At 54.8% G+C, this 23,254-nt stretch carries 21 protein-coding genes; 17 read left to right on the forward strand and 4 right to left on the reverse strand.

The annotated features are described in order from the left end of the window. The first annotated feature begins 60 nt into the window (after window positions 1-60). The 4 genes from xylF (at window position 61) to xylR (ending at window position 5,119) form a co-directional block, all read left to right on the forward strand. Window positions 61-1,053 (forward strand): D-xylose ABC transporter substrate-binding protein, encoded by a 993-nt coding sequence (xylF, locus tag KCG39_RS17420; protein WP_123828669.1) that lies wholly within the window; start codon window positions 61-63, stop codon window positions 1,051-1,053. A gap of 64 nt (window positions 1,054-1,117) precedes the next feature. After that, entirely contained in the window at window positions 1,118-2,659 is a 1,542-nt protein-coding gene (locus tag KCG39_RS17425) for a xylose ABC transporter ATP-binding protein (protein ID WP_049113638.1), read from the forward strand. Then, window positions 2,637-3,818 carry a xylose ABC transporter permease XylH gene (gene xylH / locus KCG39_RS17430; RefSeq protein ID WP_049113636.1) on the forward strand — a complete coding sequence of 394 codons (1,182 nt, stop codon included), beginning with the start codon at window positions 2,637-2,639 and terminating at the stop codon, window positions 3,816-3,818. Before KCG39_RS17425 ends, xylH begins: the two co-directional genes overlap by 23 nt. Before the next feature lie 122 nt (window positions 3,819-3,940). Beyond that, on the forward strand, window positions 3,941-5,119 hold the full coding sequence (gene xylR, locus KCG39_RS17435) for a D-xylose utilization transcriptional activator XylR (protein ID WP_004126484.1): 1,179 nt from the start codon (window positions 3,941-3,943) through the stop codon (window positions 5,117-5,119). Window positions 5,120-5,179: 60 nt separating this feature from the next. Here the strand turns inward: xylR and KCG39_RS17440 are convergent, their stop codons facing one another. Continuing rightward, window positions 5,180-6,007: a protein bax gene (locus tag KCG39_RS17440; protein WP_071988248.1), complete on the reverse strand. Its 828-nt coding sequence runs from the start codon at window positions 6,005-6,007 to the stop codon at window positions 5,180-5,182. Between the two features lie 315 nt (window positions 6,008-6,322). Here KCG39_RS17440 and KCG39_RS17445 point away from each other — a divergent pair, with 315 nt between their 5' ends. Together KCG39_RS17445 and avtA are read left to right on the forward strand one after the other, a co-directional pair. Continuing rightward, a complete protein-coding gene (locus KCG39_RS17445; protein ID WP_049113632.1) occupies window positions 6,323-8,353 on the forward strand; it encodes an alpha-amylase in 2,031 nt (676 codons plus the stop codon). A 174-nt stretch (window positions 8,354-8,527) separates the two neighbouring features. Continuing rightward, the gene (gene avtA / locus KCG39_RS17450; protein ID WP_142468082.1) at window positions 8,528-9,784 is read left to right on the forward strand and encodes a valine--pyruvate transaminase; all 1,257 of its coding nucleotides are present in this window, start codon (window positions 8,528-8,530) and stop codon (window positions 9,782-9,784) included. 150 nt (window positions 9,785-9,934) lie between these two features. On the opposite strand, the gene KCG39_RS17455 is transcribed toward avtA, so the two are convergent. After that, window positions 9,935-10,423, reverse strand: coding sequence for a 4Fe-4S binding protein (locus tag KCG39_RS17455; RefSeq protein ID WP_004126493.1), 489 nt, complete (start codon window positions 10,421-10,423; stop codon window positions 9,935-9,937). Window positions 10,424-10,541: 118 nt separating this feature from the next. Further along, window positions 10,542-11,345, reverse strand: coding sequence for an IclR family transcriptional regulator YiaJ (yiaJ, locus tag KCG39_RS17460; protein WP_004126495.1), 804 nt, complete (start codon window positions 11,343-11,345; stop codon window positions 10,542-10,544). Between the two features lie 229 nt (window positions 11,346-11,574). Between yiaJ and yiaK the strand changes: the two genes are divergently transcribed. The 10 genes from yiaK to araD all read left to right on the forward strand — a co-directional run bounded on the left by yiaK (window position 11,575) and on the right by araD (window position 20,602). Beyond that, window positions 11,575-12,573, forward strand: coding sequence for a 3-dehydro-L-gulonate 2-dehydrogenase (yiaK, locus tag KCG39_RS17465; protein WP_211811436.1), 999 nt, complete (start codon window positions 11,575-11,577; stop codon window positions 12,571-12,573). An 11-nt stretch (window positions 12,574-12,584) separates the two neighbouring features. Next, window positions 12,585-13,049, forward strand: a complete 465-nt coding sequence (locus tag KCG39_RS17470) for a YhcH/YjgK/YiaL family protein (protein ID WP_004126501.1) — start codon at window positions 12,585-12,587, stop codon at window positions 13,047-13,049. A 23-nt stretch (window positions 13,050-13,072) separates the two neighbouring features. After that, window positions 13,073-14,014, forward strand: a complete 942-nt coding sequence (locus KCG39_RS17475) for a DUF4862 family protein (protein ID WP_142468079.1) — start codon at window positions 13,073-13,075, stop codon at window positions 14,012-14,014. 132 nt (window positions 14,015-14,146) lie between these two features. Beyond that, window positions 14,147-14,620 (forward strand): 2,3-diketo-L-gulonate TRAP transporter small permease YiaM, encoded by a 474-nt coding sequence (gene yiaM, locus KCG39_RS17480; protein ID WP_142468078.1) that lies wholly within the window; start codon window positions 14,147-14,149, stop codon window positions 14,618-14,620. A 2-nt stretch (window positions 14,621-14,622) separates the two neighbouring features. Next, window positions 14,623-15,900 (forward strand): 2,3-diketo-L-gulonate TRAP transporter large permease YiaN, encoded by a 1,278-nt coding sequence (gene yiaN, locus KCG39_RS17485; protein WP_004126509.1) that lies wholly within the window; start codon window positions 14,623-14,625, stop codon window positions 15,898-15,900. A gap of 11 nt (window positions 15,901-15,911) precedes the next feature. Further along, complete coding sequence (gene yiaO, locus KCG39_RS17490) at window positions 15,912-16,898, forward strand: 2,3-diketo-L-gulonate TRAP transporter substrate-binding protein YiaO (protein WP_004126515.1); 987 nt, start codon at window positions 15,912-15,914, stop codon at window positions 16,896-16,898. 3 nt (window positions 16,899-16,901) lie between these two features. Then, window positions 16,902-18,398, forward strand: coding sequence for an FGGY-family carbohydrate kinase (locus tag KCG39_RS17495; RefSeq protein WP_142468077.1), 1,497 nt, complete (start codon window positions 16,902-16,904; stop codon window positions 18,396-18,398). Next, a complete protein-coding gene (gene ulaD, locus KCG39_RS17500) occupies window positions 18,395-19,057 on the forward strand; it encodes a 3-keto-L-gulonate-6-phosphate decarboxylase UlaD (RefSeq protein ID WP_049113623.1) in 663 nt (220 codons plus the stop codon). Before KCG39_RS17495 ends, ulaD begins: the two co-directional genes overlap by 4 nt. Beyond that, the gene (locus KCG39_RS17505; RefSeq protein WP_004126521.1) at window positions 19,050-19,910 is read left to right on the forward strand and encodes an L-ribulose-5-phosphate 3-epimerase; all 861 of its coding nucleotides are present in this window, start codon (window positions 19,050-19,052) and stop codon (window positions 19,908-19,910) included. Before ulaD ends, KCG39_RS17505 begins: the two co-directional genes overlap by 8 nt. Beyond that, on the forward strand, window positions 19,904-20,602 hold the full coding sequence (araD, locus tag KCG39_RS17510) for an L-ribulose-5-phosphate 4-epimerase (RefSeq protein WP_142468076.1): 699 nt from the start codon (window positions 19,904-19,906) through the stop codon (window positions 20,600-20,602). The genes KCG39_RS17505 and araD overlap by 7 nt, the downstream gene beginning before the upstream one ends. Before the next feature lie 188 nt (window positions 20,603-20,790). On the opposite strand, the gene KCG39_RS17515 is transcribed toward araD, so the two are convergent. Then, window positions 20,791-21,594 (reverse strand): AraC family transcriptional regulator, encoded by an 804-nt coding sequence (locus tag KCG39_RS17515; RefSeq protein WP_211811437.1) that lies wholly within the window; start codon window positions 21,592-21,594, stop codon window positions 20,791-20,793. A gap of 252 nt (window positions 21,595-21,846) precedes the next feature. Between KCG39_RS17515 and KCG39_RS17520 the strand changes: the two genes are divergently transcribed. Beyond that, window positions 21,847-23,247, forward strand: coding sequence for an MFS transporter (locus KCG39_RS17520; RefSeq protein ID WP_087828422.1), 1,401 nt, complete (start codon window positions 21,847-21,849; stop codon window positions 23,245-23,247). Window positions 23,248-23,254 lie beyond the last annotated feature (7 nt).

Raw genomic sequence — 23,254 nt, forward strand, 5'->3', positions numbered from 1 at the left:
CAGGCCGTTTATTTTTATCGTTCGTCTTATCCTGCACTTTACAAAAAAGGTGTTATTATTATGAAGATAAAGAACCTTTGCCTAACGCTCTGCGCTTCACTCCTCCTCACCAGCCTGTCGGGCATTGCTAAAGAAGTTAAAATTGGCATGGCGATTGACGACTTGCGTCTTGAACGCTGGCAAAAAGATCGCGATATTTTTGTCAACAAAGCAGAATCATTAGGTGCAAAAGTATTCGTCCAGTCAGCCAATGGCAACGAAGAAACGCAAATGTCGCAAATCGAAAATATGATCAACCGTGGCGTCGACGTTCTGGTGATTATTCCCTATAACGGCCAGGTGCTGAGCAATGTCATAAAAGAGGCGAAACAGGAGGGAATTAAAGTTCTCGCCTACGATCGTCTTATCAATAACGCCGACATTGATTTTTATATTTCATTTAATAATGAAAAAGTGGGTGAAATGCAGGCGCAAAGTCTGGTCGATAAAGTGCCTCAGGGTAACTATTTCTTGATGGGCGGCTCGCCGGTGGACAATAACGCCAAGCTTTTCCGTGCCGGACAAATGAAAGTCCTCAAGCCTTATGTTGATGAAGGGAAAATTAAAATCGTCGGCGATCAGTGGGTCGACGGATGGTTACCGGAAAATGCGTTGAAAATTATGGAAAACGCCCTGACCGCCAACAACAATAAAATTGATGCGGTCGTCGCCTCCAACGACGCCACCGCTGGAGGCGCCATCCAGGCATTAAGCGCCCAGGGACTCGCAGGCAAAGTCGCCATATCAGGACAGGATGCCGACCTCGCCGGCGTGAAGCGCATTATCGCCGGCACCCAAACGATGACCGTCTATAAACCTATCACCACCCTTGCCACCACCGCGGCTGAAATCGCCGTCGAACTAGGCAACGACAAGCAGCCGCAGGCCGATTCCACGCTCAACAATGGGCTGAAAGATGTCCCGTCACGGCTGCTGACCCCCATTGAGGTCAATAAAGACAACATTGATCAGACGGTGATCAAAGACGGTTTCCACAAAAAAAGCGAGCTGTAATCTCTGACGCCCTCTCCCGGGGGCGTTGCCCCATTCAGCCGGATATCGCTTATGTGGAGTCTCTATGTCCTGGTTACTCGAAATGAAAAACATTACTAAAACCTTCGGTACGGTGAAGGCGATCGATAATGTCAGTCTGCGGCTTAACGCCGGAGAAGTGGTCTCGCTGTGCGGCGAAAACGGCTCCGGTAAGTCCACGCTCATGAAGGTCCTTTGCGGAATATATCCGCACGGTAGCTATGAGGGAGAGATTATTTTTTCCGGGGAAACGTTGCGGCCGGGCCATATACGCGATACCGAGCGCAAAGGGATTGCCATCATTCATCAGGAGCTGGCGCTGGTAAAACATCTGACCGTGCTGGAGAATATTTTTCTCGGCGCGGAAATCTCCCGCCACGGTCTGCTGGATTATGAAACCATGACTTTGCGCTGCGAGAAGCTGCTGGCCCAGGTCAATTTAGCCATATCACCCGACACCCGCGTCGGCGATTTAGGCCTTGGTCAGCAGCAGTTGGTTGAAATAGCAAAAGCGCTGAACAAGCAGGTGCGGTTGTTAATTCTCGACGAACCCACCGCCTCATTAACGGAACAAGAGACGGCAATTCTGCTGAATATTATTCGCGATCTGCAAAATCACGGTATTGCCTGCATTTACATTTCCCACAAGCTCAATGAAGTCAAAGCCATCTCCGACACCATCTGCGTGATCCGCGATGGGCAGCATATTGGCACCCGCAACGCTGACGGCATGAGCGAAGATGACATTATCACCATGATGGTCGGCCGCGAGCTTACCGCCCTCTACCCGAGCGAAGCCCACAGCTGCGGCGAGGAAATCCTGCGGGTGGAGAACCTGACGGCCTGGCACCCGGTGAATCGCCACATTAAGCGCGTCAATGACGTCTCCTTCTCGCTACGGCGCGGCGAAATTCTGGGGATCGCCGGGTTGGTCGGCGCGGGCCGAACCGAAGCGGTGCAGTGCCTGTTCGGTGTCTGGCCGGGCCGCTGGCAAGGAAAAATCTTTATTGATGGCAAGCAGGTGACGATTCACAGCTGCCAGCAGGCTATTGCCCAGGGCATCGCCATGGTGCCGGAAGACAGGAAGAAAGACGGCATCGTGCCAGTTATGGCAGTGGGTAAAAACATCACCCTCGCCGCGTTAAACCAGTTTACCGGTCCGCTGAGCAGTCTTGACGATGCCGGAGAGCAGCACTGTATTCAGCAATCCATCCAGCGTTTGAAGATCAAAACCTCATCGCCGGAGCTGGCGATCGGTCGTCTGAGCGGCGGCAATCAGCAAAAGGCGATCCTCGCCCGCTGCCTGCTACTGAACCCGCGCATTCTGATACTCGATGAGCCTACCCGCGGCATCGACATCGGCGCCAAGTATGAAATCTACAAGCTGATTAATCAGCTGGTGCAGCAGGGGATCGCCGTCATTGTCATTTCATCCGAGCTGCCCGAAGTGCTTGGCCTAAGCGACCGGGTGCTGGTGATGCATGAGGGTAAGCTGAAGGCTAATTTGATCAACCAGGGTCTGACCCAGGAACAGGTAATGGAAGCCGCACTGAGGAGCGAACGCCATGTCGAAGAACACGTCGTCTGAAATGAAACTCACCCCGCCTACTGCCGGCGCGCTGTCAGGGCTGAAGGGGATGAACCTCCAGGTATTCGTGATGATCGCCGCCATCGTGGCCATTATGCTGTTTTTCACCTGGACTACCGAAGGCGCTTATCTGAGCGCGCGTAATATCTCCAACCTGCTGCGCCAGACCGCTATCACCGGCATTCTCGCGGTCGGCATGGTGTTTGTGATTATTTCCGCCGAGATCGACCTCTCCGTGGGCTCAATGATGGGCCTGCTCGGCGGCGCGGCGGCAATCTTTGACGTCTGGCTCGGTTGGCCGCTACCGCTGACAATTGTGGTTACCCTCGTCCTGGGTCTGCTGCTGGGGGCCTGGAACGGTTGGTGGGTTGCCTATCGTAAGGTCCCCTCGTTTATCGTGACGCTCGCCGGGATGCTGGCATTTCGCGGTATTCTGATAGGCATCACCAACGGCACCACCGTCTCTCCCACCAGCCCGGCGATGTCGCAAATCGGCCAGAGCTATCTACCTGATGGTATTGGCTTTGGCATCGGCGTGCTGGGTATGGCGGCATTTATTATCTGGCAGTGGCGCGGCCGTATGCGACGCCAGGCTCTGGGCCTCTCCACGCCCGCCTCCGCCTCAACCGTTGGCCGTCAGACGATCACCGCCGTTATCGTGCTGGGCGCCATCTGGTTGTTAAACGACTATCGCGGCGTCCCGACGCCGGTACTGATCCTCGCCGCGCTGCTGCTGGCGGGCATGTTTATGGCCACCCGTACCGCGTTTGGGCGCCGCATCTACGCCATCGGCGGCAACCTGGAGGCCGCGCGTTTATCCGGTATCAGCGTGGAGCGCACCAAGCTGGCGGTGTTCGCCATTAACGGCCTGATGGTGGCGATCGCCGGGTTGATTCTCAGCTCGCGCCTGGGCGCCGGTTCCCCTTCCGCCGGCAACATCGCCGAACTGGACGCCATCGCCGCCTGCGTGATCGGCGGTACCAGCCTGGCCGGCGGCATTGGCAGCGTCGCGGGCGCAGTCATGGGCGCTTTCATCATGTCCGCGCTGGATAACGGCATGAGCATGATGGACGTCGCCACCTTCTGGCAGTACATCGTCAAAGGGGTCATTTTATTGCTCGCGGTGTGGATGGATTCAGCCACTAAACGTCGGAACTGAGGACAGTGAAAAAAAATGCCCGAATTATTTGCGCTACAGCCAAACTTAGGCACAAGTAACTTGAAATAATCCGGGCATTGGCCGGTATTGTATGGCCTGCAAGAGAGACCAGGAACAACACTATGTTTGAAAAGCGTCACCGTATTACGCTGTTATTCAACGCCAACAAGGCCTATGACCGTCAGGTCGTTGAGGGCGTTGGCGAGTATCTTCAGGCATCGCAATTGGAATGGGATATCTTCATTGAGGAAGATTTTCGGGCGCGGATTGAAAACATCAAGGAGTGGTTAGGCGACGGCGTCATTGCTGATTATGACGATCCGGAAATTGAAAATCTGCTGATCGACGTCAATGTGCCGATTGTCGGCGTTGGCGGCTCCTTTCACCGGCCGGAATGCTATCCGCCGGTTCACTATATCGCCACCGACAACGCCGCGCTGGTCGAGAGCGCCTTTCTACACCTCAAAGAAAAAGGCATCAACCGCTTCGCCTTTTACGGCCTGCCCGCTTCCAGCTGTAAGGGCTGGGCCGCCGAGCGCGAACACGCGTTTTGCCAGCTGGTCGCCAGAGAGAAATATCGCGGCGTGGTCTATCAGGGTCTAGAGACGGCGCCCGAAAACTGGCAGCATGCGCAAAACCGCCTCGCCGACTGGCTGCAAACCCTGCCGCCGCAAACCGGCATCATCGCCGTTACCGACGCCCGCGCCCGCCACGTATTACAGGCCTGCGAGCGCCTGCATATTCCGGTACCGGAAAAGCTGTGCGTTATCGGCATAGATAACGAAGAGCTGACCCGCTACCTGTCGCGCGTGGCCCTCTCCTCCGTTGCGCAGGGCACCCGTCAGATGGGCTACCAGGCGGCAAAGCTGCTGCATCGCCTGCTGGAGAATGAAGAGCTGCCGCTTCAGCGTCAGCTTATCCCACCGATGCGCGTGGTAGAACGCCGCTCCACCGACTACCGTTCGCTCACCGACCCCTCGGTTATCCAGGCGATGCACTATATTCGTAACCACGCCTGTAAAGGGATAAAAGTGGAGCAGGTGCTGGACGCCGTGGGTATTTCCCGCTCGAACCTGGAAAAGCGCTTCAAAGAGGAAGTCGGCGAAACCATTCATACGGTGATCCACAGCGAAAAACTGGAAAAAGCGCGCAGCCTGCTGGTATCGACCACCCTTTCGATTAACGAAATCTCACAGATGTGCGGCTATCCCTCGCTGCAGTATTTCTACTCGGTGTTTAAGAAAGAGTACGACGTGACGCCGAAGGAGTACCGCGACCGGCACAGCGAAGTGATGATGTAGCGCGCAAAGAAAAATGCCCGGGCTTACGCGCCGGGCATTAATAATGTCATGGATAATCCATTACATATGCGCGGCTATCAACCGCTGGTTATCCTGATACATCGCGAAGAGATAGTTGTTATAGCTCGACCCTTTGGTCGAATAGCCCTTCAGCTTATGAATCATCGTGCTGGCGGTCACTTCCTGATCGGCTTTACGCAGCTGCGCACGCGATTTACGGAATGACGAGTAGGCCGGATGCGTATTCAGATTTCGGACATAGGCCTGAACGGACTCTTCCACCGAATCAAATTGGGAGTAGCCCTTCACCGCGCCGCGGCAGTTTCCACCGCCACACTTCATACCAAACAGATTGTTGTTCACCCGCGCCAGCTTTGACGTTCCCCAGCCGCTTTCCGCCGCTGCCATGGTGGCAACCATGCTATTCGGGATAATGTCGACGCGCTCAAGCAACGAGTTCCATGGAATATGGCGAGTATTGCCGGACCACTTCACTTTATAGCGAGAGGCGATCTCTTTCAGTCGAGTACGCTCACTTGGCGACCAGCGCGCATCGTACTGCTTTGAAACAAGCCAGTTACGATCGGCGGTAATCACCTGATTCTGTTTCGTAATATAAGGCATTACCGTCCGGAGAAACGCTTTTTTCCTTGGTGTCCCGGAAGGGTATTTTCGCAAATCAGGAAGTGAACTGCTCTTTACACTATTGCGAGAATACTCTTGTTTACTGCTTACCTTGCTTACTTTAACGGTACTTTGCTTCTTAACGATTGGGGCTTTATGACTCGTTGTTGCTGTGTGTGTTGTTGCCAGCACACTACCTGAAAATATGCAGGTAAGTAACATGAGTATCGCGGCCCCATATCGTCGAATGGGAGTCGATATCATTAGGTCTCCTGGTCGGATGCAATCATTCCAACGCCTTGTTTTTCACAAAAAATCGATAGTTGAATCGCGAATAGTATCAAAAATACCCAGATGACGCACCCACAGAAATAGTCCAATTCCGAAAAGCTGTCATCTGAAATCGGTTTCCGCATCCTGACAACAGTACAAAAATGCGACTACCTTCTCATTTTTTGCTCATTTTTTGAACGCGATCACTCACCCTTTTCCATCCTCCCTGGAAAAGCGCCGCTGGGATGAGTTCATGGGACTGCCGGACGCGCAAACTGAACAAAAAACCGCACACAGGACTCCGGAATGAAACTCGCTGCGCTTGCGTCGCTGCTGTTGCCTGGGATGGCCTTCGCCGCCTGGACTACCGCAGATTTCCCCGCCTTTACCGAAGAAGGCACCGGCAGATTTATCAGTCAAAACGAGGTAGCAAAGGGTACGCGCCCTCTGCGGATTACGTTTGACCAACAGTGCTGGCAGCCTGCCGGCGCGATCAAGCTCAACCAGATGCTCTCTATGGAGCCTTGCCGCGATCCGGCGCCGCAGTGGCGCGTATTCCGCGATGGCCGCTATACACTGGAAGTCGATACCCGTTCAGGTACGCCAACCCTGATGGTCTCTCTGGAGGAGAAGCAGACCGCCGCCGCCGCGCCGCAGATGAAACAGTGTCCGAAATGGGATGGCAAGCCGCTCACCATTGACGTCAGCAAATCCTTCGCCGAAGGCAGTCAAGTTCGCGATTTCTACAGCGGCAATATCGCGACCGTCAGCGGCGGTAAAATTACCCTCCAGCCGGCATTCAACAGCAATGGTCTGCTGCTGCTTGAACGCGCGGAAACGGAAGCCGCCGCGCCGTTCAACTGGCATAACGCCACCGTCTATTTCGTCCTGACCGATCGCTTTGTCAACGGCAACCCGGCCAACGACAATAGCTATGGCCGCCACAAAGACGGCATGCAGGAAATTGGCACCTTCCATGGCGGCGACCTGCAGGGCCTGACCAGCAAACTGGATTACCTCCAGCAGCTCGGCGTCAACGCCCTTTGGATCAGCTCGCCGCTGGAACAAATCCACGGTTGGGTCGGCGGCGGTACGAAAGGCGATTTCCCGCACTACGCCTATCACGGCTATTACATCCAGGACTGGACGAAGCTGGATGCTAATATGGGGACGGAAGACGATCTGCGTCGCCTCGTCGATGAAGCCCACAAGCGCGGGATCCGCATTCTGTTCGACGTGGTGATGAACCATACCGGCTACGCGACCCTGGCCGATATGCAGGAGTTTCAGTTCGGCTCGCTGTACATCCAGGGAGATGAACTGAAAAAGACCTTCGGAGAGCGCTGGACCGACTGGAAGCCCCGCACGGGCCAAAGCTGGCACAGCTTTAACGATTACATCAACTTCAGCGACAAAGCCGGATGGGAGAAATGGTGGGGTAAAAAATGGATCCGCACCGATATCGGCGACTACGACAACCCCGGCTTTGACGACCTGACCATGTCGCTGGCCTTCCTGCCGGATCTGAAAACCGAATCCACGGAGCCATCCGGCCTGCCGAACTTCTATCGCCATAAGCCGGATACCGCGGCCAAAGCGATCCCCGGCTATACGCCGCGCGATTATCTGACCCACTGGCTGAGCCAATGGGTGCGCGATTACGGTATCGACGGCTTCCGCGTCGATACCGCCAAGCACGTCGAGCAGGCCGCCTGGCTGCAATTAAAAACTCAGGCCACTGAAGCGCTGGCGGAATGGAAAAAAGCCAATCCGGACAAAGCGCTGGATAACGCGCCGTTCTGGATGACCGGCGAAGCCTGGGGCCACGGCGTGATGCAGAGCGACTACTATCGCCACGGCTTTGACGCCATGCTGAACTTTGATTACCAGGATCAGGCGGCGAAAGCGACAAGCTGCCTGGCGAACATAGACCTCACCTGGCAACATATGGCGGAGAAGCTTCAGGATTTCAATGTGTTAAGCTACCTCTCCTCACACGATACCAGCCTGTTCCGCGAAGGCGGCAGCACGGCGGCGGAACTGCTGCTGCTCGCGCCTGGCGCAGTGCAGATCTTCTACGGCGATGAATCCTCACGACCGTTCGGTCCGACCGGCTCCGATCCGCTTCAGGGGACGCGTTCAGATATGAACTGGCAGGACGTCAACGGCAAAGCCGCGCGCAGCGTGACCCACTGGGAGAAACTGGGCCAGTTCCGCGCCCGTCACCCGGCGATTGGCATGGGTAAACAAACCACGCTATCGATGGCGAAAGGCTACGGCTTTATTCGCGAGAACGGCGATGACAAAGTGATGGTGGTATGGGCAGGTCAGCAGTAGCTTTCTGACCCATGGCTCCCCTGACGTTCGGGGGAGCCTTTTCAGGATAAACATCCAAAAATATTTTCTCTCACAGCATAAAAACAAAATATCTTCCTGATACCTCGATTTGCACCCTGTCTGCACTGGCGTTATGGTTACCCACTTTCCTGGAATACCGACAGACTAATCGCGATGACATTTTCACTTTTTGGCGACAAATTTACCCGTCATTCGGGCATCACCCGCTTGATGGAAGACCTCAATGACGGCCTACGTACGCCGGGCGCCATCATGCTGGGCGGCGGCAATCCCGCACAGATTCCGGAAATGAATGATTACTTCCATAGCCTGCTGGCCGACATGCTGAACAGCGGCAAAGCCCTTGATGCGCTTTGTAATTATGACGGTCCGCAGGGTAAAAGCGAGCTGCTGGCCCTGCTGGCGCAGATGCTGCGTGATGAACTGGGTTGGGAGATCGAACCACAGAATATTGCACTGACAAACGGCAGTCAGAGCGCGTTTTTCTACTTGTTTAACCTCTTCGCAGGCCGTCGTGCGGATGGAACCACCCGTAAAGTGCTGTTTCCGTTAACGCCCGAGTACATCGGCTACGCCGATTCCGGCCTCGAAGAAGATCTGTTTGTCGCCACTCGCCCGAATATTGAGCTGCTGCCGGAAGGCCAGTTTAAATATCACGTGGATTTCGAACATTTGCAGGTCACGGACGAGACGGGAATGATCTGCGTTTCCCGCCCCACCAACCCAACGGGTAACGTGATCACCGACGATGAGCTGATCAAGCTGGATGCGCTGGCCAACCAGCACGGCATCCCGTTGGTGATTGATAACGCCTACGGCGTTCCGTTCCCGGGGATTATTTTCAGCGACGCCAGGCCGCTGTGGAATCCGAATATCGTGCTGTGCATGAGCCTATCCAAGCTGGGCCTGCCGGGTAGCCGCTGCGGGATTATCATCGCAAACGAAAAAATCATCACCGCCATCAGCAATATGAACGGCATTATCAGCCTCGCCCCCGGTGGAATGGGGCCGGCTATGATGTGCGAGATGATTAAGCGCAACGATCTTCTGCGCCTGTCAGAAACGGTGATTAAGCCTTTCTATTACCAGCGCGTGCAGGAGACTATCGCCATTATTCGCCGCTATTTACCGGAAGATCGCTGCCTGATTCATAAGCCGGAAGGGGCGATTTTCCTCTGGCTGTGGTTTAAGGATCTGCCGATTTCTACCGAGTTGCTGTACCAGCGCCTGAAAAAGCGCGGCGTCCTGATGGTGCCGGGCGACTACTTCTTCCCGGGCCTGGATAAGCCGTGGCCGCACACGCATCAGTGCATGCGCATGAACTACGTGCCGGACCCGGCGAAGATTGAAGCGGGCGTGAAGATTCTCGCCGAAGAGGTTGAACGCGCATGGGGTGAACAGGGCGGGTAAACGGGCGCCAGAATCCTGAATAATCCAGATATATTCCCGGCTCGCGCTGCGCTCAGCCGGGCTACAGGCTTCCAGCGATCTGCGGACAGGTAGCCCGGACAAGGCGCGCAAGCGCCGCCTCCGGGAACACACCGTAAGAAGGCGTCATCGCTACATCGCCAGCGCCATCCGCTGGCGACGTTCAGCGGCTATTCTCTCCAGCTCCATCGGCTCCATGCAGCGCAGCGCCTGGGTCGGGCACGCCGCCACGCAGGCCGGGCCTTCTTCGCGATGGCTGCATAAATCGCACTTCAGCGCCTGTACGCCCTCCTCCACCCGCATCACGGTCATCGCGCCATAGGGACACGCCACCATACAGCTTTTGCATCCGATACAGCGGCGCTGATCCACGTGCCAGACCGCGTTTTCGCGGCGGATTGCGCCCTCGGGGCAGACGTTGGCGCAGGGCGCATCTTCGCACTGGCGGCACAGCGTCGCCGTCGAGAGTTCATCATTTTTCACCACGCGGATCCGCGGCGCAAAGCGCGCGGCGGAGACGCCAGAACAGTCCTGGTCCTGCTGATGGGACACCACGCAGGCGACTTCACAGGTACGGCAGCCGATGCACTTTTGCGCATCCGCGAGAATAAACCGGTTCATCCTTGCTCCATTGGGGATAAAAACGCAGAGTGCCAGAAAAAACCGCTTCCGCGCCTTGATCCTGAATGGAGTCAGCGGCGTTTTCTCTCAGATGCCCGGGATAATCTGGTCATCTGCCTTACCCTTCCCGCACGGAAAAGCCCAGTTCGCGGGAAATCGCCTCTGCCGTATCGCGCAGCGGCTTGAGTAAATTTTTCTCTCCCACCTGCTTGAGGCGCGATGTTGATAGAGAGATAGAAATGGCATAAGGCACGCGCCCATGGATATCGAAAACGGGAACAGCCAGGCACGATACGCCCAGCTCGTTCTCTTCCCTGTCCATCGCCATGTTTCGCTCGCGGATCTGCGCCAGCTCTAGATTCATGGCGGGTAACGTGGTGATGGTATTACGGGTGAGCTGCTGGATGATGTCCTGGTGCGTGTCCCAATAAGTCTCAACATAATCAGGGTGACCAAACGCCATGTAGATCTTCCCCATCGCCGAACAGTACAGCGGCATATGCTGACCAATATAAGCGCGCGTACGCAGCATGCCGGTGGTCGGCTCCAGCTTATAAATCAGGATGGCGTGGTCATCTTCACGGCTGGAGAAGTTCACCGTCTCGCCGGTGGCAAGATTGAGCGCCTCAAGATGCGGCGCCGCGACGTGGATAATATTCAGCGACGACAAAGCCTTTTGGCCAACGGCGATAAATTTTGTCGTCAGACGATAGCTCCCCGCCGCCGGGGCAGGCGTCACGTACCCGCAGGACTGCAGCCCCTGTAATAAGCGATGAACGGTACTTTTGTTCAATCCCGCCAATTCCGACAGGTGCGCCAACGGGCAGCCGTTCGGATAGTTACTCAAAATTTCTATCAACGTCAGGCCACGAAACAGGCTCTGACTTCCTGCTGGTTTCTCTTTTTCATCGTTCAGGTTCATCAGAAATACCCCTCCTTTTCCTGGCACTCAGATGGTAGCTCAAAGTGTGTTGTAGTTCACGATCTCAACATAAAAAGCATAACATTTTGATTTTAATGATTTTTAAAAAAGTTACATATCGTTGCCTTGTTAATTTTTGATCTATATATTTGGAATCAGGTTTCGCATTGTGAAATTTAGAGATAAAAAAACATACCATCATTTTTAAGAATCGACCAGGGGAGCTGGGATGAAAGTAACTTTCGCAGAGTTAAAAGAGGCCTTCTATCGTGTGCTACGGTCACGAAATATCACGGAAGAAACGGCGGACGAGTGCGCTGAAATGTTCGCCAGAACAACCGAGTCCGGGGTCTATTCCCATGGTGTTAACCGTTTTCCGCGTTTCATCCAACAGTTACATAACGGCGACATTATCCCTGAAGCTAAACCGCAGCGGGTGACCAGCCTCGGCGCCATCGAACAATGGGATGCCCAACGCTCCATCGGCAACCTGACGGCGAAAAAGATGATGGATCGGGCCATTGAGCTGGCCTCCGGGCACGGTATCGGTTTGATCGCACTACGTAATGCCAATCACTGGATGCGCGGCGGCAGCTACGGCTGGCAGGCGGCGGAAAAAGGCTATATCGGCATTTGCTGGACCAACTCCATCGCCGTGATGCCACCCTGGGGCGCTAAAGAGTGCCGCATCGGTACCAACCCGCTGATCGTCGCCATTCCGTCGACGCCGATCACCATGGTGGATATGTCGATGTCGATGTTCTCCTACGGTATGCTGGAAGTTAACCGCCTTGCCGGCCGCGAACTGCCCGTGGATGGTGGATTCGACGATGAGGGTCATCTGACCAAAGAGCCTGGCGTAATCGAAAAAAATCGCCGCATTTTGCCAATGGGCTACTGGAAAGGCTCCGGTCTGTCCATCGTGCTGGATATGATAGCCACTCTGCTTTCTAACGGTTCCTCCGTTGCTGAAGTCACCCAGGAAAACAGCGATGAATATGGCGTTTCGCAGATCTTCATCGCCATTGAAGTGGATAAGCTGATCGACGGCGCAACCCGTGATGCCAAACTGCAGCGGATTATGGGTTTCGTCACCACCGCTGAACGGGCAGATGAAAACGTGGCCATTCGTCTGCCTGGTCATGAATTTACGAAACTGCTGGATGAAAATCGTCGTAACGGCATCACCATTGACGATAGCGTCTGGGCTAAAATTCAAGCGTTGTAGGGAGTTAAAATATGATCTTTGGTCATATCGCGCAGCCGAATCCATGTCATCTGCCAGACGCGATTGAGAAAGCGCTTCATTTTTTACGCACCACAGACTTTCGCACGCACGAACCCGGCGTCGTGGAGATTGATGGTAAAAATATTTACGCGCAGATCATCGATTTAACCACCCGCGATGCCGCTGACAATCGTCCCGAGGTGCATCGCCGCTATCTGGATATTCAATTTTTGGCGTCGGGTGAAGAGAAAATCGGTATTGCTATTGATACCGGCAATAATGAAATAAACGAAGCCTTATTAGAACAGCGTGATATTATTTTTTACCACGATAGTGAGCATGAGTCGTTCATTGAAATGATACCGGGAAGTTACGCGATTTTTTTCCCGCAGGATGTTCATCGGCCAGGTTGTAATAAAAATATCGCTACGCCAATCAGGAAAATAGTCGTTAAAGTTGCAATAGCGGCTTTATAGAAAATTATTTTCAGGAGCACACTATGAATTCGAATAATACCGGTTACATTATCGGTGCGTACCCCTGTGCCCCCTCATTTCACCAAAAGAGTGAAGAGGAAGAGACGGAATTCTGGCGACAGCTCTCCGATACCCCAAACATTCGTGGGCTGGAGCAGCCTTGCCTTGAACATCTGCATCCACTCGGCGACGAGTGGTTATTGCGCCATACGCCGGGAAATTGGCAAATCGTTGTCACCGCCATTATGGAGACCATGCGCCGCCGCGGTGAAAACGGCGGCTTTGGGCTGGCGTCCAGCGACGAAGAGCAGCGCAAAGCCTGCGTGGAGTACTATCGCCACCTGCAGCAGAAGATCGCTAAAATCAATGGCAATAACGACGGAAAGGTCATTGCCCTTGAGCTTCACGCCGCCCCGCTGGCGGGCAATGCCAACGTGGCTCAGGCGACCGACGCCTTTGCCCGTTCATTAAAAGAAATTACCCGCTGGGACTGGTCCTGCGAGCTGGTGCTCGAACACTGCGACGCAATGAATGGCCCCGCACCGCGCAAAGGATTCTTACCGTTAGAAAACGTGCTGGAAACCATTGCTGACTATGACATCAGCATCTGCATTAACTGGGCGCGTTCCGCCATTGAAGGGCAGAATAGTCGTTTGCCACTAACCCACGTGCATCAGGCCAAACGGGCAGGAAAGCTCGGTGCGCTGATGTTCTCCGGCACGACGCAGAGCGGAGAGTACGGCGCGTGGCAAGATCTCCATGCTCCATTCTCCCCTTTCTGCTCGCAAAGCCTGATGACCGAGAAACATGCCAGGGAGCTCATTACCGCCGCCGATCCCGATCCGCTGCGGTTTACCGGGATTAAATTGCTGGAAATCAATGCCAGCGCCGATATTAATCACCGCATTAGTATATTACGTGACGGTATTAATACTCTGGCGAAAGCCACCCAGCGGTTGACCTGACTCAAGTATTAAAATCTTAATTTACGACGAACAATTCGTTTTTGTACCGGACCTAATATACACCAGGCATAAGAAGTTAAGTTCCAATATTCAGCGCAAAAAATATAAGTTCCACAACCTGATGGAGTCGTTATGAAGCGGGTACTTGAGGGCATACTTGCGGTATTAATTGCCGTACTTTCCTGCATTGTATTTATTAATGTGGTTTTACGTTATGGTTTTGAGAGCAGTATTTTATCAGTGGATGAATTATCTCGTTATCTCTTTGTATGGCTGACATTTATCGGTGCCATCGTTGCATTTATGGATAACGCTCACGTTCAGGTCATCTTTGTAGTGGAAAAACTCTCACCAGCGAATCAACGCCGTCTCTCGCTACTGACACATTCGCTGATTTTATTGTTATGCATCGCACTAGGCTGGGGCAGTTTGCAAAAAGCGATGCAGGACTGGAGCGATCACTCGCCAATCCTCGGTTTACCGATTGGCCTGATGTATATCGCTTGTCTGCCCACAAGCGTTGCCATCGCATTAATCGAACTGCGTCGGCTGTATCGCTTAATAACGCGTAACGATTCCTTTCAACAACCACAGCAAGGAGCCTAATCATGGCCGTGGTGATATTTCTCTGCTGCCTGCTCGGCGGGATCGCGATTGGTTTACCCATCGCCTGGTCGTTACTACTTTGCGGCGCTGCTCTGATGACATACCTGGATATGTTTGACGTGCAGATTATGGCGCAGACTCTGGTTAACGGGGCAGACAGTTTCTCCCTGCTGGCGATTCCTTTTTTTGTTCTGGCCGGGGAAATCATGAACGCGGGCGGCCTGTCAAAGCGAATCGTCGATCTGCCAATGAAGCTGGTCGGCCATAAACCCGGCGGCCTGGGCTACGTAGGCGTTATTGCAGCCATGATCATGGCCAGTCTTTCTGGCTCTGCGGTGGCGGATACCGCCGCGGTTGCCGCGCTGCTCGTGCCGATGATGCGTTCGGCAAACTATCCGATCAACCGCTCCGTTGGGTTAATCGCTTCCGGCGGGATCATTGCACCCATTATTCCACCCTCAATTCCTTTTATTATCTTTGGCGTTTCCAGCGGTCTGTCTATCAGCAAGCTGTTCATGGCTGGCATCGCACCGGGAATCATGATGGGCGCGGCGCTTATGCTCACATGGTGGTGGCAAGCCGGGCGATTAAATCTTCCCTCCCAGCCCAAAGCAACAACGCGTGAAATCTGGCAATCATTAGTTTCAGGCATCTGGGCGCTGTTTTTACCGGTGATTATCATCGGCGGCTTCCGTTCCGGGCTCTTCACGCCAACAGAAGCTGGGGCAGTTGCCGCGTTTTACGCCCTCTTTGTCGCCGTCGTTATCTATCGGGAATTAACGTTTTCCAGTCTTTACCACGTGCTGGTCAATGCTGCCAAAACAACCTCTGTCGTCATGTTTCTGGTCGCCGCGGCACAAGTATCCGCCTGGCTGATTACTATCGCGGAATTGCCAATGATGGTGTCAGATTTGCTGCAGCCGCTGGTCGACTCTCCGCGACTCTTATTTATCGTCATTATGATTTCAATTATGGTCGTGGGTATGGTGATGGATTTAACGCCAACGGTGTTAATTCTTACCCCCGTATTATTACCGCTGGTTAAAGAAGCAGGCATTGACCCTATTTATTTCGGAGTCATGTTCATTATTAACTGCTCTATAGGGTTAATCACACCGCCGGTCGGTAACGTTCTTAACGTGATATCCGGCGTAGCAAAATTAAAGTTTGATGACGCGGTGAGAGGCGTATTCCCGTACGTTGCTGTCCTGATGTCGCTGCTGGTTCTATTTATTTTTATTCCCGAGCTAATTACCACACCGCTTAAATGGATTAATTAAAGGATAATATTATGAAATTACATGTTATTGCTCGTTCATTATTCATAGCTGGCCTGACAGTTTTCAGCATGTCGTCTCTGGCGGCGCAGTCTTTACGTTTTGGTTATGAAACACCGCAAACTGACTCCCAACATATTGCTGCGAAAAAATTTAACGAATTATTAAAAGAAAAAACCAATGGCGAATTGGCCTTAAAACTTTTTCCTGACAGCACATTAGGTAACGCACAGGCGATGATCAGCGGGGTGCGTGGCGGAACCATTGATATGGAAATGTCCGGTTCAAACAATTTCACCGGCCTGGCCCCGGTATTCAACTTACTTGATGTTCCATTCCTGTTTCGCGATACCCCACATGCGCATAAAACGCTCGACGGTAAAGTCGGCGATGAACTGAAAAAATCACTCGAGTCAAAAGGGCTAAAAGTTCTCGCGTACTGGGAAAATGGCTGGCGTGACGTTACTAACTCCCGTACGCCGGTAAAAACCCCTGCCGATCTAAAAGGGTTAAAAATTCGTACCAATAACAGCCCAATGAATATCGCGGCTTTTAAAATCTTTGGTGCGAACCCGATTCCGATGCCGTTCTCCGAAGTCTATACCGGGCTGGAAACCCGCACGATTGATGCCCAGGAACATCCTATTAATGTCGTCTGGTCGGCCAAATTCTATGAAGTACAAAAGTACCTTTCTCTGACTCACCACGCTTATTCTCCTTTGCTGTTGGTGATCAATAAAACCAAATTCGATTCTTTAAGCCCGCAGTTTCAGGAAGCGCTGCTAAGTTCCGCCAAAGAAGCCGGCGACTATCAGCGCAAACTGGTCGCCGAAGATCAGCAAAAAATCATCGACGGCATGAAGCAAGCCGGAGTGGAAGTTCTGACCGATATCGATCGTAAAGCCTTTAGCGATGTGCTCGGTAACCAGGTACGCGATATGTTCCTGAAAGACAGCCCTCAGGGCGCAGATCTCCTGAAAGCCGTTGATGAGGTGCAATAAGTTATGAGCGATTACTGGCTGGGGTTAGACTGCGGCGGAAGCTGGCTGAAAGCCGGATTGTATGACCGTGAAGGCCGGGAGGCAGGCGTAGAGCGCCTGCCGCTGCGCACGCTCAGTCCACAGCCGGGTAGAGCAGAGCGCGACATGTATGCGTTATGGCAACAGTGTGCTGCGGTTATCGCCACATTGCTCTCACGTACCGGCATCGACAATACCCGCATCCGCGGTGTAGGCATCTCAGCTCAAGGCAAGGGGCTATTTTTACTCGATAAAAATGACAAACCGCTGGGAGCGGCAATCCTCTCATCCGATAGGCGCGCGATGGGCATCATCCATCAATGGCAGCAGGATGGTATTCCGGAACAACTCTACCCCATTACCCGACAAACGTTATGGACCGGCCATCCGGTCTCCCTTTTACGCTGGATGAAAGACAATGAACCTCAGCGCTATGCGCAGATAGGCTGCGTCATGATGACGCATGACTATCTGCGCTGGTGCTTAACCGGCGTGAAAGGCTGTGAGGAGAGCAACATCTCCGAGTCAAACCTTTACAACATGGCCGCGGGCCAGTACGACCCGCGCCTGACCGAGTGGCTGGGCATCGGTGAAATCGATAACGCGCTGCCACCCGTTGTAGGGTCAGCCGAAATTTGCGGGGAGATCACCGCTCAGGCAGCCGCTTTAACCGGTCTGGCGGCGGGTACTCCCGTCGTTGGCGGCCTGTTTGACGTGGTCTCCACCGCCCTTTGCGCCGGGATTGAGGATGAATCGGCCCTCAATGCGGTAATGGGAACCTGGGCCGTCACCAGCGGGATAGCCAACGGTTTGCGCGAACACGAAGCCCATCCTTATGTCTATGGCCGCTACGTCAATGACGGCCAGTATATCGTTCACGAAGCCAGCCCGACCTCGTCCGGCAACCTCGAATGGTTTACCGCCCAGTGGGGCGATCTCTCGTTTGCTGAGATCAATCAGGCCGTAGCCAGCCTGCCGAAAGCCGGTAGCGAGCTGTTTTTTCTGCCGTTTCTCTACGGCAGCAACGCCGGGCTGGAGATGACCTGCGGCTTTTACGGCATGCAGGCGCTGCATACCCGCGCCCACCTGCTGCAGGCGGTTTATGAAGGCGTGGTATTCAGCCATATGACCCATCTCAACCGTATGCGCGAACGCTTTACAAGCGTTCAGACCCTGCGCGTCACCGGCGGCCCGGCGCACTCCGACGTCTGGATGCAAATGCTGGCAGACGTCAGCGGCTTACGCGTTGAACTGCCGCAGGTGGAAGAGACCGGCTGCTATGGCGCGGCCCTCGCCGCTCGCGTCGGCACTGGCGTATACCGCAGCTTTAGCGATGCCCGGCACGCCCGGCAGCACCCGGTGCGCACGCTGCTGCCCGATATGACCGCCCACGCGCGCTATCAGCGCAAATACCGCCACTACCTGCATTTGATTGAAGCACTACAGGGCTATCACGCCCGTATTAAGGAGCACGCATTATGAGCCGACCATTACTGCAGCTGGCGCTCGACCACACCAGCCTTCAGGCTGCGCAGCGCGATGTCGCCCTGCTACAGGATCACGTTGATATTGTGGAGGCGGGAACCATCCTCTGCTTAACCGAAGGGCTTAGCGCGGTTAAAGCCCTGCGCGCCCAGTGTCCGCAGAAGATCATCGTCGCCGACTGGAAAGTCGCCGACGCCGGTGAAACCCTGGCGCAGCAGGCCTTTCGCGCTGGCGCCAACTGGATGACCATCATCTGCGCCGCGCCGCTCGCCACGGTCGAGAAAGGCCACGCCGTGGCCCAGGCCTGCGGCGGTGAGATTCAGATGGAGCTGTTCGGCAACTGGACGCTGGATGACGCCCGCGCCTGGTACCGTACCGGCGTCCATCAGGCGATTTACCATCGCGGACGCGATGCCCAGGCCAGCGGGCAGCAGTGGGGGGAGGCGGATCTGGCGCGCATGCAAGCGCTCTCCGACATCGGCCTTGAGCTATCGATCACCGGCGGCATTACCCCGGCGGATCTGCCGCTGTTCAAAGATATCAACGTCAAAGCCTTTATTGCCGGGCGTGCGCTGGCAGGCGCCGCCCATCCGGCGCGGGTTGCCGCCGAATTCCACGCGCAAATCGACGCTATCTGGGGAGAACAGCATGCGTAGCCACCCGTTAGGTATTTATGAAAAAGCGCTGGCGAAGGATCTCAGCTGGCCTGAGCGGCTGGTGCTGGCCAAAAGCTGCGGTTTTGATTTTGTCGAAATGTCGGTGGACGAGACCGACGAACGCCTTTCGCGCCTGGAGTGGACCCCGGGCCAGCGGGCATCGCTGGTGAGCGCAATGCTGGAAACCGGCGTCGCCATCCCCTCAATGTGCCTGTCCGCCCATCGCCGTTTCCCCTTTGGCAGCCGCGATGAAGCGGTACGCGATCGGGCGCGGGAGATCATGACCAAAGCCATCCGCCTGGCGCGCGATCTGGGGATCCGCACCATCCAGTTGGCGGGTTACGACGTTTATTACGAAGAGCACGATGAAGGCACCCGGCAGCGTTTTGCCGAAGGGCTGGCCTGGGCGGTAGAACAGGCCGCTGCCGCGCAGGTAATGCTGGCGGTGGAGATCATGGACACCGCCTTTATGAACTCCATCAGCAAATGGAAAAAGTGGGACGAGATGCTTTCGTCACCGTGGTTTACCGTCTACCCGGACGTCGGCAACCTCAGCGCCTGGGGAAACGACGTCACCGCCGAGCTGAAGCTGGGCATCGATCGTATCGCCGCCATCCACCTGAAAGATACGCTGCCCGTGACCGACGATAGCCCCGGACAGTTCCGCGACGTGCCGTTCGGCGAAGGATGCGTCGATTTTGTCGGCATTTTTAAGACGCTGCGCGAGCTGAACTACCGCGGTTCATTTTTGATTGAGATGTGGACGGAGAAAGCCAGCGAGCCGGTGCTGGAGATTATCCAGGCCCGGCGCTGGATTGAATCACGGATGCAGGAAGGGGGATTCACATGTTAGAACAACTGAAAGCCGAGGTACTGGCGGCAAACCTGGCGCTCCCGGCGCACGGACTGGTCACCTTTACCTGGGGCAACGTCAGCGCGGTCGATGAAACGCGCAAGCTGATGGTCATTAAGCCCTCCGGCGTCGAGTATGAGGAGATGACCGCCGACGATATGGTGGTCATAGAGATCGCCAGCGGTAGAGTCGTTGAAGGCGCTAAAAAACCCTCTTCGGATACGCCAACACATCTGGCGCTTTATCGTCGCTATCCGCAGATAGGCGGGATCGTGCATACCCACTCCCGCCACGCGACGATCTGGTCGCAGGCCGGGCTCGATCTCCCCGCCTGGGGTACCACCCACGCCGACTACTTCTATGGCGCGATCCCCTGTACCAGACGGATGACCGTTGAGGAGATTAACGGCGAGTATGAGTATCAGACCGGCGAGGTGATTATCAAAACCTTTGAACAGCGCGGCCTGGATCCGACGCAAATCCCGGCGGTATTGGTCCATTCGCACGGCCCGTTTGCCTGGGGTAAAGATGCGGCCGACGCCGTACATAACGCCGTGGTGCTGGAGGAGTGTGCCTATATGGGTCTCTTCTCGCGCCAGCTGTCGCCACAGCTGCCGGATATGCAGTCTGAACTGCTCGATAAACACTATCTGCGTAAACACGGCGCAAACGCCTATTACGGACAAAACTAACACCTCGGGACTCCCCAGATCGCGGCTAACGCCTTATCAGGGCTACCGGCGGTCTGCGGTCCCGTAGCCCGGGCAGGCGCTTTGCGCCGCCCCCGGGGAAAGCGTGCAGGATGTTGCAGAATTCTCCCGGAGGCGATGCTGCGCATCTGTCCGAGCTGCCCGTCCCCGTCGGGAAAAGCCCATCAACCCTACGCCGAATTAATATGTTCCTTGCAGTAACGACGCTTCCACGCCGCCGGCGTCAGGCTGGTGTGCTTGCGGAAAATCTTGCGAAAATAGCCAACATCGTTAAACCCGCATTTCATCGCCACCTCGGTAAGCGACAGGGAATCGCTGATAAGCAGCTTTTCCGCCGCCCTTACCCGCTGACGGTGCAGCGCTTCGGTTAACGTCAGCCGGAAAACATGGCGATAAACGCGCCCCAGATAATCCACATTGCAGTGCAGCTCCTGCGCCAGTGTGGATGCGGAAAGGGGCAAATGAAACCGGGTACGAATGATTTGCTGCGCTCGCCACGCCAGCGCGTTACCGGGACTGTCGGCGGGCTGTTCGCCTGCTGCCGCCGAAATTTGCTGCAAAATCAGCAACAGAATCAGCTCCAGCGCCACGCTACGATGAATATTTTCCTGCTCGCGTAAGAATTGGCGGAACAACGAAATAATATACTGCGGGTCATTAACGCGCATGTGTTGTGGAATAGAAAGCAGCGTATCACCCTCACCCAACATCACTTCAAAATGCAGCCAGTAGAATTTTAAATCTGCCGGAAACTGTCCGATCCCCACATGTAATCGCTGCGGCCAGAGCAGCAAACTGTCCCCGGCATTGACGCTAAAAATCTCGTTGTTTTCGCGAATCGTTAATGTCCCTTTTTCCACAAAGATTATTTCCCAGGAGTGAAGCCGGCGCGCCGGATGGCTGCCGACGCCGCGGGAAATAAACAATCCGCCGTTCTGCACTTTAATCGGAAGTGACATGGATAATTCAAGCATAGATATTCAATATTCCGCTTTTAATATCATTAACAACCCCTATTCCCTTTGATTATTCACGATAAAATAGCCGTCTGCTGGATCGAAATCACATTTTTACCATCAGGTCGGAATCGTCCTCTTTTTATACTTTTCCCTTCCCTTGTTGCCCCCAACATTTGGTGCAGAATAAATAGCGTAATTTGCAAATAACACAATTAAAGCCCGCACTTCAGTGGGATATTATTCGCACATCCTCTCCGGGAGTTATTTATGACTTCGGCTCCGATTACCACAACTGATTTGGCACAGCGTGCCCAGGACGACAAATTATCCCTTCGGGAAAAAATAGGCTACGGACTCGGCGACGCGGGCGGGACGGTGATTACCTGCCTGATCATGAACTTTTTAACTTTTTTCTATACCGATGTCTTCGGCCTGACGCCCGCGCTGGTCGGGACCCTATTCCTGGCCCTGCGCGTTTTCGACGCTGTTTCCGACCCGATCATGGGCGTGCTGGCCGACCGTACCCAGAGCCGCTGGGGACGCTTTCGTCCCTGGCAGCTGTGGATTGCCGTGCCAATCGGCGTTATCGGCGTCCTGACGTTTACCGTGCCCGACGCCAGCATGGGGGTAAAAATCGCCTGGGCGTTCGGCACCTATCTGCTGCTGTCGGTGAGCTACACCGCGATTAACGTCCCCTACTGCGCGCTGATCAACACCATGACCACGCGCCATAGCGAGGTTATCTCATGTCAGGCATGGCGTTTTGTGCTGTGCGGCGTGGCGGGATTCTTAGTCTCCGTTGGGCTGCCGTGGCTGGTGAAAGCGCTCGGCAAGGGCGATACCGCGCAGGGCTATCAGTACGGCGTCGGCGTACTCTGCGCCATCGCGGTGGCGATGTTCCTGTGCTGCTTCTTCTGGGTTCGCGAACGCGTCTCGCTGGATGTCATGGGGAAATTTACCCTGCGCGAGCACATCGCCGGGCTGCGTAAAAACGACCAGCTGCTGCTGATGCTGGTAATGTCGTTCCTGCTGATCAACGTTTTTAATATCCGCGGCGGCGGCTATATGTACTTCATCACCTACGTGCTGGGCGGCTCCACCGGCTACACCTCGCTGTTCTTCACCATGGTAACCTTCGCCTCGATTGCGGGCTCCGTGATCATCAACCTGCTCTCGCGCCGCTTCGATACCGTCAAACTCTACTACTACACCAACCTGGTGCTAGCCGCGCTGGCCGTGGCGATGTGGTTTTTGCCAACCGGGCAAGCGTACCAGACCCTGTGGCTGGTCGTCATTCTCGGTAACGGCATTATTCTCGGCTTTACCCTTCCGCTGCACTTTTCGCTGATGGCCTTCTCCGACGACTACGGCGAATGGAAAACCGGGGTGCGCTCTTCCGGGATGAACTTCGCTTTTAACCTGTTCTTTATCAAGCTGGCATGGGCTTCCAGCGCCGGCATTATCAGCGTCGTGTTTATCTACGTGGCTTATCAGCCGGGCGTGGAAAACCAAACGGCCTCATCCCTGGCGGGCATCTCCTCAATGGAGACCCTGCTGCCCGCCCTGTTCCATCTGCTGCTGGCCTTCACTATTCGCGCCTGCAAGCTTAACAATCCTATGATGGCGCGCATTGCCACTGACCTGCGCACGCGTCACGTTCAGTCTTAAGGAGTCC

It is taken from the genome of Klebsiella pasteurii (assembly GCF_018139045.1).
Classification (GTDB): domain Bacteria; phylum Pseudomonadota; class Gammaproteobacteria; order Enterobacterales; family Enterobacteriaceae; genus Klebsiella; species Klebsiella grimontii.